Here is a 16,076-nt window from a genome sequence, read left to right as displayed (position 1 = left end):
AGTGAATTCTCGCTGTGGCTCAACAATCTTCCTGCGCGGTCATCGTCTTAGCTGCCGGCGCCGGTACGCGGATGAAATCTGCGACCCAGAAAACACTGCATGAAATTGGCGGGCGCTCGCTGCTTTCCCATAGTGTGCACGCTGCGGCTGGTTTAGAGCCAGACAATGTCGTAGTGGTCGTCGGCCATCAGCGTGAGCAGGTAGCACCGGCCGTCGACGCGCTTGCCGACGAGCTCGGCACAGAGCTGACCACCGCCGTGCAAGAAGAACAGCTTGGCACCGGACATGCGGTGCAATGTGCGATGGCTGGGTTGGAAGATTTCCAGGGCACCGTGATTGTCACCAATGCCGATGTCCCCCTGCTGCGTACAGAAACCCTCGATCACCTACGCGAGCACCATGAATCCGCGCGAGCTGGCGTTACGGTATTATCCGTCGAACTTGCCGACGCCACCGGCTACGGCCGCATCGTGCGCGATGATAATAAGCAGGTCACCGCAATTGTCGAGCATAAGGATGCTTCGGAAGAGATCCGCGAAATTAAAGAAATCAACTCCGGGGTTTTTGCTTTCGACGCCGCCGTTCTGCGCGATGCGCTCACACAACTGAACACGGATAACGCACAGGGCGAGCTGTATATCACTGATGTCCTGGCAATTGCGCGCAAGGCGGGCCATGGAGTCGGTGCTTATGTCGCAGCTGACGCTGGCGAGCTCGCTGGTGTCAACAACCGCGTGCAGCTGGCAGAAGCGGGCAAGGAATTCAACCGCCGCACCGTAGAAGCAGCCATGCTCGGGGGTGCAACCATTGTCGACCCTGCCACCACCTGGATCGGTGCTGGTGTCACCGTGGGACAAGACGTCACCATCCACCCGGGCACTCAGCTGTGGGGAAAAACCTCCATCGCGGACGGCGCAGAGATTGGGCCTGATAGCACGCTCACAGATGTTGCCGTCGGCAAGAATGCACGTGTGGTCCGTGCCCACGCAGAAAGCTCGCGCATTGGTGCAGAAGCAAATGTCGGACCGTTTACCTACCTTCGTCCGGGCACAGACTTGGGTAATAACGCCAAGCTTGGTGGCTTTGTAGAGACCAAAAAAGCCACGATCGGTGAAGGTTCCAAGGTCCCGCACCTGACATATGTGGGTGATGCGACAATCGGCAAGCACTCAAATATTGGTGCTTCTTCGGTCTTCGTTAACTACGACGGCGTGAACAAGAATCACACCGTGGTGGGCGATCACGTGCGCACCGGTTCCGACACAATGTTTATCGCACCGGTGACCGTCGGTGATGGCGCCTATTCCGGGGCAGGTACAGTGATTAAAGACGATGTTCCTCCAGGGGCACTGGCCGTCTCGGGTGGTCGACAGCGCAATATCGAGGGTTGGGTCGCAAAAAAACGTCCCGACACCTCCTCTGCGCAGGCCGCACGAGCTGCCGAACAGAGCCACGCTGACAATGGCGAGGCCACTAACGGCAGCACCGACGCAGGCAGTGACCAGGGTTCCGAACAAGCGTAGACACCAAAGCAGAAGGGTTAATCCTATGACTGGCAAGATCGCTATGAACCAAAAGAACATGATGGTCTTCAATGGCCGCTCACACCCAGATCTTGGCGAAGCCGTCGCCAAAGAACTCGACACCCACATCACCCCGATGCGCGCTGAAGACTTCGCAAACGGGGAAATCTTCGTGCGCTTCGAGGAATCAGTCCGCGGCGCAGATTGCTTCGTCATGCAATCTCACGCAACCGTCGAGGGCGGCGATCTGAACAAGTGGCTGATGGAACAGCTCATCATGATTGATGCGCTCAAGCGTGGTTCCGCCAAGCGCATCACCGCTATCTTGCCGTTCTACCCATATGCACGTCAGGATAAAAAACACCGCGGTCGCGAGCCAATTTCTGCCCGTCTGATCTCCGACATGCTGCAAACTGCCGGTGCTGACCGCCTCGTCTCGGTAGATCTACACACTGACCAGATCCAGGGCTTCTTCGATGGTCCGGTGGATCACATGCACGCGATGCCTGTGCTGACTGACTACATCAAAGAGCACTACCCAACCGAAAACATGTGCATCGTTTCTCCGGACGCGGGCCGTGTCAAGGTCGCTGAGAAATGGGCGAACGTTCTCGGCGGCGCCCCAATGGCGTTCGTACACAAGACCCGCAGCGTCGATGTTGCCAACGAGGTAGTTGCAAACCGAGTCGTCGGTGATGTCAAAGGTAAAGACTGCATCCTGGTCGACGACATGATTGACACCGGTGGAACTATCGCGGGTGCCGCAAAGATCTTGAAGGATGAAGGCGCCAAATCCGTCGTTGTAGCCTGCACCCACGGCGTATTTTCCGGCCAAGCCCGCGAGAAGCTCTCGAACTGTGGCGCTGAAGAGGTCATCACCACTGACACCATCCCGCAATCAACCGAGGGCTGGGACAACCTCACCGTTTTGTCCATTGCTCCGTTGCTGGCACGTACCATCAATGAAATCTTTGAAAACGGTTCGGTAACGACGCTGTTCGAGGGGTCTGCCTAATGAAAAGCTTTGACGAATTCCGTGGGAAAGTAGCCTTGGTCACCGGCGGTGGCTTCGGTATTGGTGAAGAAATCTGCTATGAATTGGGTGAATTAGGCGCCCACGTGGTGGTCGCCGACACCGCAGAACACGCACCGTCCGCCGTCGCGGAAAAGATCCGTGAAGACGGAGGCTCGGCCTATGCCATTGACATCGACATGACTGCCGAATCGGACTACAAGGCTGCGGTACAAACCGCCGTGGAGCAATTCGGTGGCTTGCACTACGCGGTTAATTCGCCAGGCTACGGTGGAGAAGGTGAATACACTGGGAAGATGAGCGGCCGACAATGGCGCGATTTGATCGACCTCAACTTGAACGGTGTAGCCTACGCCATGCGTTATGAAATTGATCAATTCTTGGACATGGACATGACTTCAGAATGCTCCATCGTCAACGTCGCCTCGGTACACGGTCTCGTTGCCGCCAAGGGCAAGGCGGCCTATTCTGCCGCCAAACACGGTGTCATTGGTCTGACACGTTCTGCTGCTGTGGAATACGGTTCCAAGGCGATTCGCGTGAATGCGGTCTGCCCAGGCTATATCCGCAATGCCCTGTTGGCTAACTTCATGGATGAAGATGAGCTGACCAAGCTGATCAACGATCACCCATTGGGTCGGCTGGGCTCTGTACGGGAAGTAGCAGCGATGGTGTTGTTCTTGCTGTCGTCCAATGCTTCGTTTATTACCGGCAGTGCACAGACTGTGGACGGCGGATACACTGCGGTCTAGCCCAAATGCAGCGCTGCCTGACCAGTAACTGCGCGGTTACTGGATGGCGCGTGCCAGACGCAGTATTTCTTAGCTAGCACGCTTTTTGCTATGATGGCTCTCGTCTCGGCGAGGGCCATTCATTTTTGGCCGTTATCGACGCGATCTACACTTAACCCGGTAGCTCCCCGGTCGTGGATGTGCCCTTGCCTGTGCACGTTTGTCCACAGTATAAATTTTTCACCGCACTGAGGAGTTATCCATTATGGCTGAAAAGACCCCTACTCTTGCAGCACAACCACGCACCGAATTCGGTAAGGGCGCTGCCCGCCGTCTGCGCCGTGAGTGGCGCGTACCTGGCGTTCTGTACGGCTCCAACACCGAGCCAATCCACTTCTCTGTAGATCTGCTGGAACTGCAGACCATGATTCGTTACAACGGCTTGAACGCCGTTTTGGAGTTGGAAGTGGATGGCGAAAAGCACCTGTCCATGGTGAAAAACGTCGACCAGAACGTTTTGACCCTCGACGTTGACCACGTAGACCTACTGTCGATTAAGCGCGGCGAAAAGGTCGAGGTTGAAGTTCCAGTTACCATCACCGGCGAGCCTGCTGCAGGCCTGATGTTCATCCAGGACAACGACGTTCTGCTGGTTGAGGCCGACGTTCTTTCCATTCCGGAAGAGATCGAAGTTTCCATCGAAGGCGCAGAAGACGGCACCGTCATTACTGCAGCTGAGCTGGATATGCCTGGCAACACCACGCTGGTAGCGGAAGAAGACACCGTCATCGTCTCCGTCATGGAGCCACAGGAAGACGAAGAGCTCGAGGCTGCTGCTGCCGCTGCCGAAGAAGGCGGCGCCGATGCTGGTGCAGACTCCGAAGAGGAAGCCGACGAGGAGACCCCTGCAGACCGTCTGGACCCTGACACCGAGTCCTCCGACGATAACTAAAATCGACGCCGAATAAGATCGACGCCGAATAAGATCGACGCCGAGTAGCGTCGACAAATAAACACGAAAGCCGAGCCCCGACCATGCCTGCTGCACCTGCTTTTTCTCAGCATTCCAGCGTTCTTGTGGTTGGGCTCGGCAACCCCGGTGCTCGTTATGCAGACACCCGGCACAACATCGGTTACCGCGTTGTGCAGGAATTAGCAGAAACTACTGCTTTTCAACCGGTGCCTTTTAGTTTGCATAAACGCACCGGGGCTTTTGTCGCTGAAATGCCGGCCGGTGCGCTAGGTTCCGGGGCTCCGAAGCTAATTTTGGCGCGTACCGCCACGCCAATGAATACCTCTGGTGGCGTGGTTAATGCCTTAGCAACGTACTATCGTATCGCCCCGGCGGGAATCATCGCCGTGTACGACGATATGGAACGTGATTTTGGGTCTTTTATCCTGAAACACGGCAGCGGCGATAAAGGCCATAACGGCTTGAAATCGATTACGAAAGCAATGGGCACGAAAGATTATGCCCGTTTGAGCATCGGGATTGGACGCCCACCCGGAAAAATGGATGCTTCTTCGTTTGTGCTGGGCAGATTTTCTGGTGCCCAAGAACACGAGCTGGATTTCGTGATTCCAGATGCTGCTGATTATCTCCGGCGGGAATTACTCTAGATTCACAACGGTGCATCAATCAAAGCCGCAAAGCAATCAGTGCCACGAATCTCAGAAATGAATCACGCTTAGTCGGTATAGTGGGAATCACGACTGCACAGTTGCACCCAAAACGAGGAGTTCCCTTGAGTTTCGAATCCATTTCGGATGTCGTCCAACATATCGAAGATGAAGACATTAAATTCGTCGACATTCAATTTACCGATCTTCCAGGTGTAGAGCACCATTTCAGCATCCCCGCCTCGGAGTTTACTGAGGAGACAGCAGAAGAAGGTCTAGCTTTCGACGGCTCCTCGATTCGCGGTTTTACCACCATTGATGAATCCGACATGATGCTGTTGCCGGACCCTCACTCTGCAGTGGTTGATCCGTTCCGCAGCACCAAGACTCTCAACATTAAGTGCTTTGTGCACGATCCGTTTACTCGTGAGCCTTTCTCGCGCGATCCACGCACCACCGCGCGCAAGGCTGAGGAATACCTGAAATCCACCGGCATCGCTGATACCTGCTTCTTCGGCGCCGAAGCTGAGTTTTATTTGTTCGATAAGGTGCGTTTCGACACCTCGAGCAACGCTGGTTTCTATGAGGTGGATTCAGACGAGGGTTGGTGGAACACCGATAAGGAAACCACCATCGACGGTCTACCCAATCCTGGTTACAAGACCCGCCCCAAGGGTGGCTACTTCCCTACTGCGCCGTATGACCAATCCGTAGAGATCCGCGATGCCATGGCGTTGAACCTGGAAAAGGTCGGCTTTGAGCTGGAGCGCTTCCACCATGAGGTCGGCTCCGGTGGGCAGCAGGAAATTAACTACCGCTTTTCCACCTTGCTGCACTCTGCAGACCAGATTCAGCTGTTTAAATACGTCATCAAAAACACTGCGTTTCAGCACGGCAAGACAGCAACGTTCATGCCGAAGCCGGTAGCAGGTGACAACGGTTCGGGCATGCACGCACACCAGTCCCTGTGGAAAGATGGCTCGCCGTTGTTCCATGACGAAGACGGCTACGCTGGTTTGTCCGATATGGCCCGCTACTACATTGGCGGCATTCTGGAGCACGCGGGCGCGGTTCTGGCATTCACCAACGCGACGCTGAATTCCTACCACCGTCTGGTCCCTGGTTTCGAGGCGCCAATCAACTTGGTCTACTCCCAGCGCAACCGTTCGGCAGCCGTGCGTATTCCCACCACCGGCAACAACCCGAAGGCGAAGCGTTTGGAATTTCGTGCACCAGACCCTTCGGGTAACCCGTACTTGGGCTTTGCGGCGATGATGATGGCTGGTATCGACGGTATTAAAAACCGGATCGAACCACACGCTCCAGTGGATAAAGACCTTTACGAGCTCCCACCGGAAGAAGCCCAGGACATCCCAACCGCACCAACCTCGCTGGAAGAATCGCTGAAGGCCTTGCAAGAAGACAACGAGTTTTTAACCGAGGGCGATGTCTTCACCGAAGACCTCATCGATACCTACATCAAGTACAAGTACGACGAGGAAATCACTCCGGTTCGCCTGCGCCCAACCCCGCAGGAATTCGAGATGTACTACGACTGCTAAACACCAAGCTTCACGCACCAGCGCCCCACTTTCGGTGGGGCGCTTTTTTGGTTGGCTATCATCTCGCGGAAACTAAACCACCGAATTTTAGGTCGTCTATTTACGCTGCTGCATCGCGGCCGTACAGATCAGCTTGGCTCACCCAAAACGGGGGCGCTATATCCCGGAAAAAATCACAGAATTTTGGTAATCCTATTCTTTACAGGCCCCTTTTAGTAGGCTGAGAATTAGATACGGAATTAGGCCTGCCTTAATGTATCTGTCATTGACTAACGTTGACTAACGCTGTCTAACGCTGGTGGGCCTTAAAGAAAGGACTTCACCATGCCCCGTACCTCCTCGAACAACGATGGCAAGACAAATCCACTTCCCTACGCGCAGCGCCGCGCAGAAGATGCGCCCGGACATTGGCTGCTTGCACGGCTCGGAAAACGCGTACTGCGCCCAGGCGGATTAGAGCTCACCCGCGCATTACTACAGAATGCCAAGCTCACTGACGCTGACGTCGTCGAACTTGCTCCCGGGCTGGGGCGCACCGCCAGCGAGATTCTCACACACCAGCCAGCCAGCTATATTGGCGTCGAAAAAGACGAAGATGCAGTGCGCATTACTGGCGACATCGTCAAAGATACCGGCCGCATGGTACACGCAGATGCGGCAGATACCGGCATTCCCGATGCTCATGCAGACGTCGTGATTGGCGAAGCGATGTTGACGATGCAGTCACCCACCGGCAAGCAAAAAATCGTACAGGAAGCAGCCCGAATGCTGCGCCCCGGTGGCAGGTACGCCATCCACGAACTTGGTTTGCAACCCGACGACCTTGACAATGATTTCAAAACCGAGTTGCGCAAGAATCTCGCCCGAGTGATTAAGGTTAATGCCCGGCCGCTGACCATTGCTGAGTGGACTCAGCTTGTGGAAGAAGCGGGCTTGCAGGTGGAATGGACTGACACTGCCCCCATGGCCTTGCTACAACTGCGCCGAAATCTTGCTGACGAAGGTGTAGTGGGCACCCTGCGCATTCTCAAAAACGCACTCCGCGATGCAGACGCCAGGCGCCGAATGCTGGCGATGCGCAAGCTTTTCAGCCAACACAGCGATGTCTTGCGCGGTGTAGCGCTGGTGGCCAGGAAGCCAGAGTAACAACCACAAGAAACCCTGGTAAAAAATCACACAATTTCTACCATGCCGATAACGTGCATTAGATAAAATTGTGGATAGATCGAACCATAGAAAGGATGAGCCATGACCTATGTAAATATCTCCGCGCTAACCTTCCCGGCAGGTGCTGGCGAAGAAATTGAGCAGCGCTTCGCGCAACGCGCAAAGGGCGTCGACAAGGCCGAAGGTTTTGAAAGCTTTGAACTGCTCCGTCCTGTTTCCGGCGAAGATCGTTACTTCGTCATCACCCGCTGGGATAGCCAGGAAAACTACCAAAAGTGGGCAGATGCCCGCCCGGCAGGCAATCACACGGAAGATGAAAAACGTGGCATGTCTGTCGACGTATTGGGCTTTGAATCCATCCAGCTGGAAAGCTAGCCTAGGCACCACGCAAACATAAAACAAGCCGCGGGTCCAATCTCGGATCCCGCGGCTTTGATCGGCACTGGCACTAGTACCCGTGCATCAACTCCTCGCGACTTCCAGTTCGCTGATTGGACTGCGGTGCGGCAGCACACGTGGCCGCTTACCCGCTGCCCACAAATGGCCGGCATGGTGTATAGCTACTTAGGCTACAGAATGATCTATTCCGTGGTTGTATCCCCCACCCCTGTGAGGGCCCAGCCATCATAATTAACCTCAAAAATCAGAGGCAGGTCTGCCGGTAACCATCCACGATAACCAAAGTATTCCGGGGCCCTATGGGAGCACAAAGTAACATCTAGCCTATCGAGCACGTCAAAATCAACGTCACCGTCGGCATCTTTCAGGTACACCACCTCTTGAGTGTCGTAGCTACCTAAGTCATAAGCCTCATCAGGCTCCAGACCCAGATGTTCGGAAATATCATCAGCACTGGTGTATGGACATTGGACACCAAATTCTACCCAATGCTGACCATAAGCATCGCGAACCGAGATAGTAACCGGACCCCCAGATTCACTTGCAGCTGGTAACGCTTGTTCAATTTCGCTTGAACAAGCCACCAAGAATGCCATCAAGGACAACGCAAGGAGTGCTTTACCCTGCCCAAACCTCAAGGAAAAACTGGAAGAATATCTCATTTCGGCAATGCCTTTAGCAAAGATGTATTCGCCATATGCTTACAGACATAAAAGATTCCCTTATCCGTACTCCCTTTTCCTTTTATCACCAACCCAATAGCACGTCCTGCAGCATTGTTAAAAACATCCATCTCCGCTTCGCCTGGATCATTCGGCCGTACGTCTTCGTGGTTATTCGCAATCCATAACGCTGCATCTTCAGACAAATGCAAAGTCATCAATCCGCTCCAGTAGCAGTGCCGGAAAACATTCCCCTGGCCATTTTTATGGGTATACTTGGCGAAAGCTTTTTTTGGGTCGCAACCTCTGCTTTGCTTCCTAGTTCTTTAGCTTTATAGCATGAGGGCACATCAACTACCGAGACACAGCGTGCAGCTTCTAACAGTTCCCTCAACCTTCCTTGAGTATAGCCCACAAACCTCGATCGTGGCCTAAACGACAAAATGTGTTGTTTTACGGCGTGTCGAGTTAAACGACAGATTGCGTTGGTGGAGTTGGGGTTTTAGCGTAGGTGGCCTTTGCGTATTCCGATAGAGTGGTTGTAGGCAGTGTCAATGGCGCTGTCGTAGGTTGCTGGTCGGCCGTCCTCATGGCCGCTGGTAGCTTGTGTTTCCTGGCTGGCTAAGGTTTGTGCTTTGGTGAGTGCGTTCTGGCCCCAGTTTTGCTGCCTGGCGATCTCTACAGGGTCGTCAGGCAGCTGCGTGTGTAGGTACAGCCACCAGTCGCAGGCGATGCGTTGGTGCTCGTCGCGCAGTCCGCGGTGGGCGTGCATTAATTGCTTGATCTGCGAGTTCACCCCGCCTTCCAGGCTGTTGGTTGTGCGTTCTAAACGTTGGCCTTCTTTAGCTTGGGTGAGGTAGGCAAAGAGGTGTCCTTGTTGGCTCATTTTCTTTAGTTGTAGGTAGATTCCGCGGTGAACATCGTGGGTGTACCACCATTTTTTGTTGCCGCGTTTGGATTTCGGAATCTGCTCGAAGGGCACGTCTTTGACGTAAGTCCTGGCTTTGAGCTGGGAGCTAAATACGGTGCCGAATTGGTGTAGCTTGACTGTCCATTTAGCTGCTTTATCCAGATTGTCAGCGGCGAGCAGTTCAAAGGAAAGCCGTTGTAGTGCTTTAAGCCCTCCGGAATCCCCATCACAGGTCACCAGTTGTGGTGGGGCTAGTTCGTCCAGCAGGCGCATGTAGGACCAGGAAGATTCCTTCGTGCACCAGAACCAATTGATGACATGGCTGGAGTCAGCAGCCACGACAAGGCACTTGGTGTTGAAATAGGTGCCGTCGATGAAGATTTGATCGTAGATTCGCTGCTTATCAACATTTCGGGGAGGTTGGATAAACCAGAACGTTTTAAAGCGGCGTTGCAGAGTTCGTGGTGAAACTCCACAACTTTTAGCTGTCTGTGCCAGGCTGCGGCCAGAGATAAGCCACAAGATGAAAAGGCGAAACCATTTAGCTTGTACTGCGTCGTCATTAGCGCGGGTGAAGGTGGCCTTGCAGGTGCGGCATCGCCATCGTTGGCGACCGGTACTCGTTGTTCCGTATTTGGTACACGCCCCGCTACAGACGGGACATCGAGGATGATTCTTACTCATCCTCCCATCGTGAATCTAGGCAACTAGCACACCAGCACGCCCCTGGCGGTATTTCCGGCCCGAGGCCGGTTTATCCCTCCAGATAAGTGAAATAATCCTAATAACAACCCGCCAGAGCGGTTAACCATACAACCTCACCAACACATCCTGTCGTTTAGGCCTCGATCGTAGCCGATTTTTTATGTTTTTGAGGTTACCCCTCGTTTAGTGGACACCCAATTAGTACGGATCTTGTGGCCGTAGGAGAGGATGTTCATTGTGAGTTCGTCAAGGAAAAAGTACACCCCGGAATACCGGCAGGAGGCCGCCAGACTAGTCATTGAGTCCGGGCGCCCAATCGCTCATGTAGCTCAAGGAGATCGGTGTAGCCGAAGGCCTCTTGGGCAAATGGGTCAAGCTTGAACGAGAACGTCAAGGCTCGGTAGATGGCCGCAGTGATGCCGATATACGAGCCGAAAACGCTCGTCTGCGTCGCGAGTTAGCTGAGGCCAAGATGGATAATGAGTTCTTGTCAAAAGCCACCACCTTCTTCGTGGCGTCGCAACGCGATCGGAAAAATTTGAGCTAATGCAGCCAGAGCAAGGCGAACTACAGCATCAAACGTATGAGCAGGTTATTAGAGGTTTCCCGTTCTGGCTACTATAAATGGGAAAAGGCTCAAGCAGTACGGCATCGTGGTGAAAATCAGCGCCAAAGATTCCTCGACCAGTTAGACAGGAAAATTCATGAAATCTGGGAGGATTCTGACGAAGTCTACGGTGCCCCACGTATTACCGCAGAACTCGCTGAGGATGGGGTCTATGTGAATCGCAAAACCGTGGCCAAGCGTATGCGGATGATGGGTATTGAGGGTATTTCACCGAGGGCGTTTGTTCCCGTAACGACGATTCAATCCAGGCGGAAGTCCACGCTTCCAGACCTGGTGAAACGTCTATGTGATCAAGGTCAGCTCAACCGGGTGTGGATGTCAGATATAACCTATCTACGCACCGGAGAAGGATGGCTATATCTGTGTGTTATCCGCGATGGACACTCCCGCCGAGTCCTAAGCTGGTCCATGGATAGTGTGCAAGATTCTTACCTGGTTGAACGCGCATTGCGTATGGCTTACACCCTGCGTGGTGATGTGCCAGATGGCCTTGTATTCCATGCGGATCGCGGCACTCAGTTTACGAGCGAGAAGTTGTGGCAGGTCTGCCAAGAATTAGGGATTGCACAATCGGTCGGCCGTACTGTGGGCTGTGTCAATTTTTGTTGACGGTGAAACTCTTTAGTTTGTTGGTCAGGCCGCTTTCGCGGCGGTAGTCACAGGTGGGGTCAGGAAGTCGTCCATTGCTTTCTTAGGGATTTCACCGGTGCTGGTGTGAATGCGTCGACGATTGTAGTAGGCCTCGATCCATTCGCCCACGCTGATTCGTGCTTCGAGCTTGGAAACGAACTGTTTCCGCCCGTAGAGTAAATGTAGCTTCAAGGTAGAAAAGAACGATTCCGCCACAGCGTTATCCCAGCACACGCCGACCTCGCCGACTGATAAGCGAACATCATGGTTTGCGGCCCACTGACTTAATTCCGCACTGGTGTACTGCTTGGATTCAATCGGTGGTTGCAACACTGTTGTTTTGAATTGATTGTAGTTGTTCATTGAAGACTTCGACTGGGGTTCGAAATCCAAGGACTTTTCTTGGTCTGTTGTTGAGCGTGTAGGCGATGGCGGCGAGGTCTTGGGCTGTCCATCGAGACAGGTCGGTACCCTTGGGAAAGTACTGGCGTAGGAGTCCGTTGCTGTTCTCATTCGTGGGACGTTGCCATGGCGAGTGTGGGTCCGCGAAGAACACTTTCGTGCCCGTGGCTAGAGTGAAAGCGGCATGGTCAGCGAGCTCGGTTCCGCGGTCCCAGGTCAACGTTTGACGCAGTTGTAACGGTAGATCTTTCATCACGGTTTGTAGGGCGGTGTTCATCGCTTCAGCACCGTACCCACCCAAGGCAGGTCCGTTCTTCGTCCTTGGTTGTTCACCCCAGCCGTCCAACCGGGGCAGGTGCACCAGCAGGATCGACCGGCTGTAGCGTTCGACCACGGTCCCGATCGCTGACCTGCCGGTACCGATGATCAAGTCTCCTTCCCAATGCCCGGGCACCGCCCGATCCGAGGCTTCCGGGGGCCGGTTAGAGATGACAACATCGGCGGTGACATGACCTTCAGGCTTGCTCTTGGACCGGGCGCGGGGTTTACGCAGGGCCCGCCCAGTCCGCAGTGCGGCCACGAGTTCACGCTTCAGCGCCCCGCGCCCCTCGATATAGAGCGCCTGGTAGATCGCTTCATGGGAGATTCTCATACTCTCATCATCAGGGAAGTCGATCCTTAACCGCTGCGATATCTGCTCCGGGCTCCACGCGGTCAACCACCGTCGGTCTGCCCTGTGAGGTTTGCTCCGGCCCTTCCACGCAGGCGTATCAGGCCCCGCCATGACGACCCCGTTTTCATCTCGGACCGTCCCAGCAAGACGCTCCTGAACATAGTCCCGCAGGCGCGGATTATCCACGAGTTTTGCTTGTTTGGGACGCTTAGCGGCTTCCTGAGCTTTCCACTGGGCCACCCCTGCCCGATAAACCTGCTTGCCACCACGGGTGGCAGCATTACGCCGTAGCTCACGAGAAATCGTCGCCGGATTGCGGCCAATCCGTCGAGCGATCTCACGCACACCCGTCTGTTTCTCCCACAGGATCGCGATTTCCTCTCGTTCAGCAAACGATAGATACCGCCCCGAGGGCTCGTCCAAAGCTAACGGTCTCATTCCACCAGCATGACGGAACCACCTCGTTCCCACCGGTACGGACACCCCCACCTGAAGGGCGGCCTGCGCAGTGGTGATTCCCGTCGCGATCAGACCCCAGAACTGGCGTTGCACTGCCCGTGACGGAACCGGCCTACCCGGGGAACGCATCGCAGGCCGCAACGCCCGATCCGCACGCCACTGACGCCGCACCCCCACCGGCATATCACTGGTCTTCTTACTCCAGTCCTTGGTAGCCACCTTCTCATACCTCCATGCTCAGGGTGTTGCGACAACCAATTGAATCCACCCTGGCTGCCACGATCGGAATGAAATATGGCGTTACCTGCTACATAGCCACCGTTTTGAGCCATTGTTAGGGCATCAATGACCAGCTGGCTGGTCATACGATCAGCTACTTGCCAGCCTGTGACCATCCTGGTTGATAAATCAATGACTGTAGCCAGGTACATCCAGCCCTGCCCGGTACGAAGGTAGGTGATATCACCACACAAATACGTTGTGGGAACTGGTGGTGTGAAATTACGTCGTACAAGATCACTGCGGTCTTGAGTATTGGCATCGGCAATAGTCGTGCGTTTAAACGCTCGGCGATACTTAGTTACTAGCCCCAGCTTCCGCATGGTTTTACGCACGGCGTACAAGGTGGCTGTAATACCACGTGTGGCCAGTTCTGTGGCGATGGTACGTACGCCGGCGAAACCATTATGCTTGGCGAAGATTTCTTTGACGTCATCGGCAATCTGGTCACGAAATCCTCGTGGGGTAGATAAAGGATAACTCTGGTTTTGGCGCTTTTCCACCGATAGTAGCCGGCACGGCTTACCTGTAGAACCTTGGCCATCATAGTCACCGTATACCGTGGCTTGTGTGAGCCTTCTTCTTCATAATGACAGATCACGGGAAAGGAATGCTCGTCTACATGCCCTTGGCGAAGAAGGCGGCCGCTTTTTTAAAAACTCGTTCTCTAGTTCCAGTTCACGAACTCGTTTAGATAACTCGGCCGCATCCTGCGAGTTGGGATCGGCTTTGCGTAGGTGCGAGCCGGAGCCAGTACCTTGCGTGCCTTGTGCAGCAGCTACCCAGCGTCCTAACGCTGATGCTGAGACCTCGTATTCCCGGGCCACTTCTTCCCGAGTCTTTCCTAGCACTAGCACTGCATCAACGCATTGCTGCTTAAACTGTGGTGGAAAAGCCTTTGGCATACTCTCAATCCTTGTCGGTTACGGGTTTCCCCGTCAACAAGAATCATCACACCCCACTGGTGTGTGCTTTGATAACGCGATGTCAGAATCATTTTGGTCGACATTGAAGACCGAATTTTAGAGCGTGTCAAGTTGTTTGTGTGTGGGGTTAGGTTTATAGGTATTTGTCGAAGCGGTCGGGGTAGGCCACGGCCATTTGGTTGATAGCTTGTTTCCAGCCGGAAACTCGGGCTCCTTCCATGAGTCTTCCGGCTGTCACCGAGACTCGTTTGCCCTGCTTCGCCCTCTTTGCAGCTCGTTTGTCTTCAATGTTGCAGATCATCAACCACAGCGTCTTCAATGCTGATTCATCGTTAGTGAACTGCACCCTATTGCGGGTGGCTTTTCGCAGCTCATTGTTAAACGACTCAATCGAATTCGTGGTGTAGATGACCTTTCTCGCTGCTGGTGGGAACTGCAGAAACGGGACGAACCGCCCCCACGCGTCGCGCCAGACCTTCACGGGCCTGGGGTATTTCTCGCCAAGCTCAGAGGATGCGAACTCAGCCAGTGCTGCAGCAGCACTGGACTCATCAGGGGCGGTATAAACCTTCTTCAGTGCTGCTGACACGGTCTTACGGTCCCCGTAAGCTACCCACCGGTTAGCTGCACGAATAAGATGCACCACACAGGTTTGCACCATCGAACCTGGCCAGGTTGCCTCTACTGCTTCAGGTAGGCCTTTCAGCCCGTCGCAGCAGACAATGAAGACGTCTTTAACCCCACGATTAGCCAGGTTAGAGCACACTTGTGCCCAAAACGACGCGCCTTCTTCTTTAGCTATCCACAAGCCCAGAATGTGTTTGATTCCGTCAACATCAACGCCGATGGCCATATAGGCAGACTTGTTGACTACACGTCCACCATCACGGACTTTGATACGCAACGCGTCAAGGAAGATCACGGGGTAGAACTCATCTAACTGGCGGTTTTGCCACACCATGACTTCATCGAGGACTGCGTCAGTCACAGCTGAGATGGTCTCGTGGGAGATATCCACGTGCATAGCAGTGGCCATGTGATGCCTGATATCGCGGATGGTCATTCCACCGGCATACAAGCTGATGATCATCTCACTCGACATCCGTTAAACGCCTCGAGCCCTTGGGAACCATGGTCGGGATAAACGTCCCGGCTCTGTCCCGGGGGATTTCTACGGTAACCGGCCCGTAGTTGGAATCAACAGTCTTCGGGTAGGTGCCGTTGCGGTGATTATCAGTCCCAGTAGCAGTTTTAGCTTCCCGATCACCGGATTGATAGCCGAGGTGGGCATCCATCTCAGCATTCAAACCCTAGAGTCAATCGAGGCTTGCAGCATACCTCTAACCAGGTCATTAGCGTCCGTGGTGGACGTGCCTAGGTCATCAATCAGCTTCGCGATTTCAGGGTTAGCAAGCAGCTTCTTTTCAATCGCATCAATCTTGGCCTTATCGGCCGAGTCTCGTCGTGCCACAGTAGTCATTCTGGCTTATCTCCTTATGCGGGATGGATTCCCACACACAAACCATCAGACACTCTCGAATTTTACGATCGGAAGAAATGGCAAACCCGTGATGCAGCCCGAAAGGCGGTGGCTTGTTGGATTGAGATTGTCTACAATCGGCGCCGTCGACATTCGTCTATCGGGATGATCAGCCCTGTCGATTTCGAGGCTCGGATCGCTGATCAAGATGACAAAAAGAAAGCCGCTGCTTAACCACTAAGCAGCTTAACAATGTGTCCACGATTTGCGGGCAACCCCAGATCGTA

At 54.2% G+C, this 16,076-nt stretch carries 15 protein-coding genes and 3 pseudogenes; 10 read left to right on the top strand and 8 right to left on the bottom strand.

The features are described 5' to 3' along the window. Positions 1-14 precede the first annotated feature (14 nt). The 8 genes from glmU to ACP8MI_RS03745 all read left to right on the top strand — a co-directional run bounded on the left by glmU (position 15) and on the right by ACP8MI_RS03745 (position 8,011). Positions 15-1,523 carry a bifunctional UDP-N-acetylglucosamine diphosphorylase/glucosamine-1-phosphate N-acetyltransferase GlmU gene (glmU, locus tag ACP8MI_RS03780; RefSeq protein ID WP_018119890.1) on the top strand — a complete coding sequence of 503 codons (1,509 nt, stop codon included), beginning with the start codon at positions 15-17 and terminating at the stop codon, positions 1,521-1,523. Between the two features lie 25 nt (positions 1,524-1,548). Next, positions 1,549-2,538 (top strand): ribose-phosphate diphosphokinase, encoded by a 990-nt coding sequence (locus ACP8MI_RS03775; protein WP_018119889.1) that lies wholly within the window; start codon positions 1,549-1,551, stop codon positions 2,536-2,538. Next, the gene (locus tag ACP8MI_RS03770; RefSeq protein ID WP_126843836.1) at positions 2,538-3,308 is read left to right on the top strand and encodes an SDR family NAD(P)-dependent oxidoreductase; all 771 of its coding nucleotides are present in this window, start codon (positions 2,538-2,540) and stop codon (positions 3,306-3,308) included. Before ACP8MI_RS03775 ends, ACP8MI_RS03770 begins: the two co-directional genes overlap by 1 nt. Positions 3,309-3,552: 244 nt before the next feature. Continuing rightward, positions 3,553-4,239 (top strand): 50S ribosomal protein L25/general stress protein Ctc, encoded by a 687-nt coding sequence (locus tag ACP8MI_RS03765; RefSeq protein WP_018119887.1) that lies wholly within the window; start codon positions 3,553-3,555, stop codon positions 4,237-4,239. Between the two features lie 83 nt (positions 4,240-4,322). Continuing rightward, a complete protein-coding gene (gene pth / locus ACP8MI_RS03760; RefSeq protein ID WP_018119886.1) occupies positions 4,323-4,907 on the top strand; it encodes an aminoacyl-tRNA hydrolase in 585 nt (194 codons plus the stop codon). 125 nt (positions 4,908-5,032) lie between these two features. Further along, on the top strand, positions 5,033-6,469 hold the full coding sequence (gene glnA / locus ACP8MI_RS03755; protein WP_284589517.1) for a type I glutamate--ammonia ligase: 1,437 nt from the start codon (positions 5,033-5,035) through the stop codon (positions 6,467-6,469). Between the two features lie 324 nt (positions 6,470-6,793). Beyond that, positions 6,794-7,615: a class I SAM-dependent methyltransferase gene (locus ACP8MI_RS03750; protein WP_018119884.1), complete on the top strand. Its 822-nt coding sequence runs from the start codon at positions 6,794-6,796 to the stop codon at positions 7,613-7,615. Between the two features lie 102 nt (positions 7,616-7,717). Continuing rightward, the gene (locus ACP8MI_RS03745) at positions 7,718-8,011 is read left to right on the top strand and encodes an antibiotic biosynthesis monooxygenase family protein (protein WP_018119883.1); all 294 of its coding nucleotides are present in this window, start codon (positions 7,718-7,720) and stop codon (positions 8,009-8,011) included. 206 nt (positions 8,012-8,217) lie between these two features. On the opposite strand, the gene ACP8MI_RS03740 is transcribed toward ACP8MI_RS03745, so the two are convergent. The 3 genes and pseudogenes from ACP8MI_RS03740 to ACP8MI_RS03730 all read right to left on the bottom strand — a co-directional run bounded on the left by ACP8MI_RS03740 (position 8,218) and on the right by ACP8MI_RS03730 (position 10,291). Beyond that, positions 8,218-8,697, bottom strand: coding sequence for a hypothetical protein (locus tag ACP8MI_RS03740; RefSeq protein ID WP_018119882.1), 480 nt, complete (start codon positions 8,695-8,697; stop codon positions 8,218-8,220). Further along, positions 8,694-8,978 (bottom strand): annotated as a pseudogene (locus tag ACP8MI_RS03735) (DUF6973 domain-containing protein); the annotation flags it as partial. The gene ACP8MI_RS03740 and the pseudogene ACP8MI_RS03735, both read right to left, overlap by 4 nt. Positions 8,979-9,199: 221 nt before the next feature. Next, positions 9,200-10,291, bottom strand: a complete 1,092-nt coding sequence (locus ACP8MI_RS03730) for a transposase-like zinc-binding domain-containing protein (protein WP_488815306.1) — start codon at positions 10,289-10,291, stop codon at positions 9,200-9,202. Between the two features lie 379 nt (positions 10,292-10,670). On the opposite strand from ACP8MI_RS03730, the gene ACP8MI_RS03725 reads away from it, so the two are divergent. Continuing rightward, positions 10,671-10,859 (top strand): hypothetical protein, encoded by a 189-nt coding sequence (locus ACP8MI_RS03725; RefSeq protein ID WP_018119880.1) that lies wholly within the window; start codon positions 10,671-10,673, stop codon positions 10,857-10,859. Positions 10,860-10,877: 18 nt separating this feature from the next. After that, a pseudogene (locus ACP8MI_RS03720) lies at positions 10,878-11,549 on the top strand (IS3 family transposase); the annotation flags it as partial. Positions 11,550-11,573: 24 nt separating this feature from the next. On the opposite strand, the gene ACP8MI_RS03715 reads toward ACP8MI_RS03720, so the two are convergent. The 5 genes and pseudogenes from ACP8MI_RS03715 to ACP8MI_RS03695 form a co-directional block, all read right to left on the bottom strand. Continuing rightward, positions 11,574-11,903 carry an integrase core domain-containing protein gene (locus ACP8MI_RS03715; RefSeq protein WP_152671649.1) on the bottom strand — a complete coding sequence of 110 codons (330 nt, stop codon included), beginning with the start codon at positions 11,901-11,903 and terminating at the stop codon, positions 11,574-11,576. Next, a complete protein-coding gene (locus ACP8MI_RS03710; RefSeq protein ID WP_049168789.1) occupies positions 11,884-13,287 on the bottom strand; it encodes an IS30 family transposase in 1,404 nt (467 codons plus the stop codon). Before ACP8MI_RS03710 ends, ACP8MI_RS03715 begins: the two co-directional genes overlap by 20 nt. Further along, on the bottom strand, positions 13,173-13,886 hold the full coding sequence (locus ACP8MI_RS03705) for a DDE-type integrase/transposase/recombinase (protein ID WP_430622798.1): 714 nt from the start codon (positions 13,884-13,886) through the stop codon (positions 13,173-13,175). The genes ACP8MI_RS03710 and ACP8MI_RS03705 overlap by 115 nt, the downstream gene beginning before the upstream one ends. Before the next feature lie 81 nt (positions 13,887-13,967). After that, positions 13,968-14,288 (bottom strand): transposase, encoded by a 321-nt coding sequence (locus ACP8MI_RS03700; RefSeq protein WP_236588369.1) that lies wholly within the window; start codon positions 14,286-14,288, stop codon positions 13,968-13,970. A 154-nt stretch (positions 14,289-14,442) separates the two neighbouring features. Further along, positions 14,443-15,789: pseudogene (locus tag ACP8MI_RS03695) on the bottom strand (IS256 family transposase). Positions 15,790-16,076 lie beyond the last annotated feature (287 nt).

The organism is Corynebacterium sp. LaCa_70 (assembly GCF_058182015.1).
The sequence above is the reverse complement of the archived record's forward strand: the minus strand, read 5'-3'. Positions and strand labels throughout refer to the sequence as shown.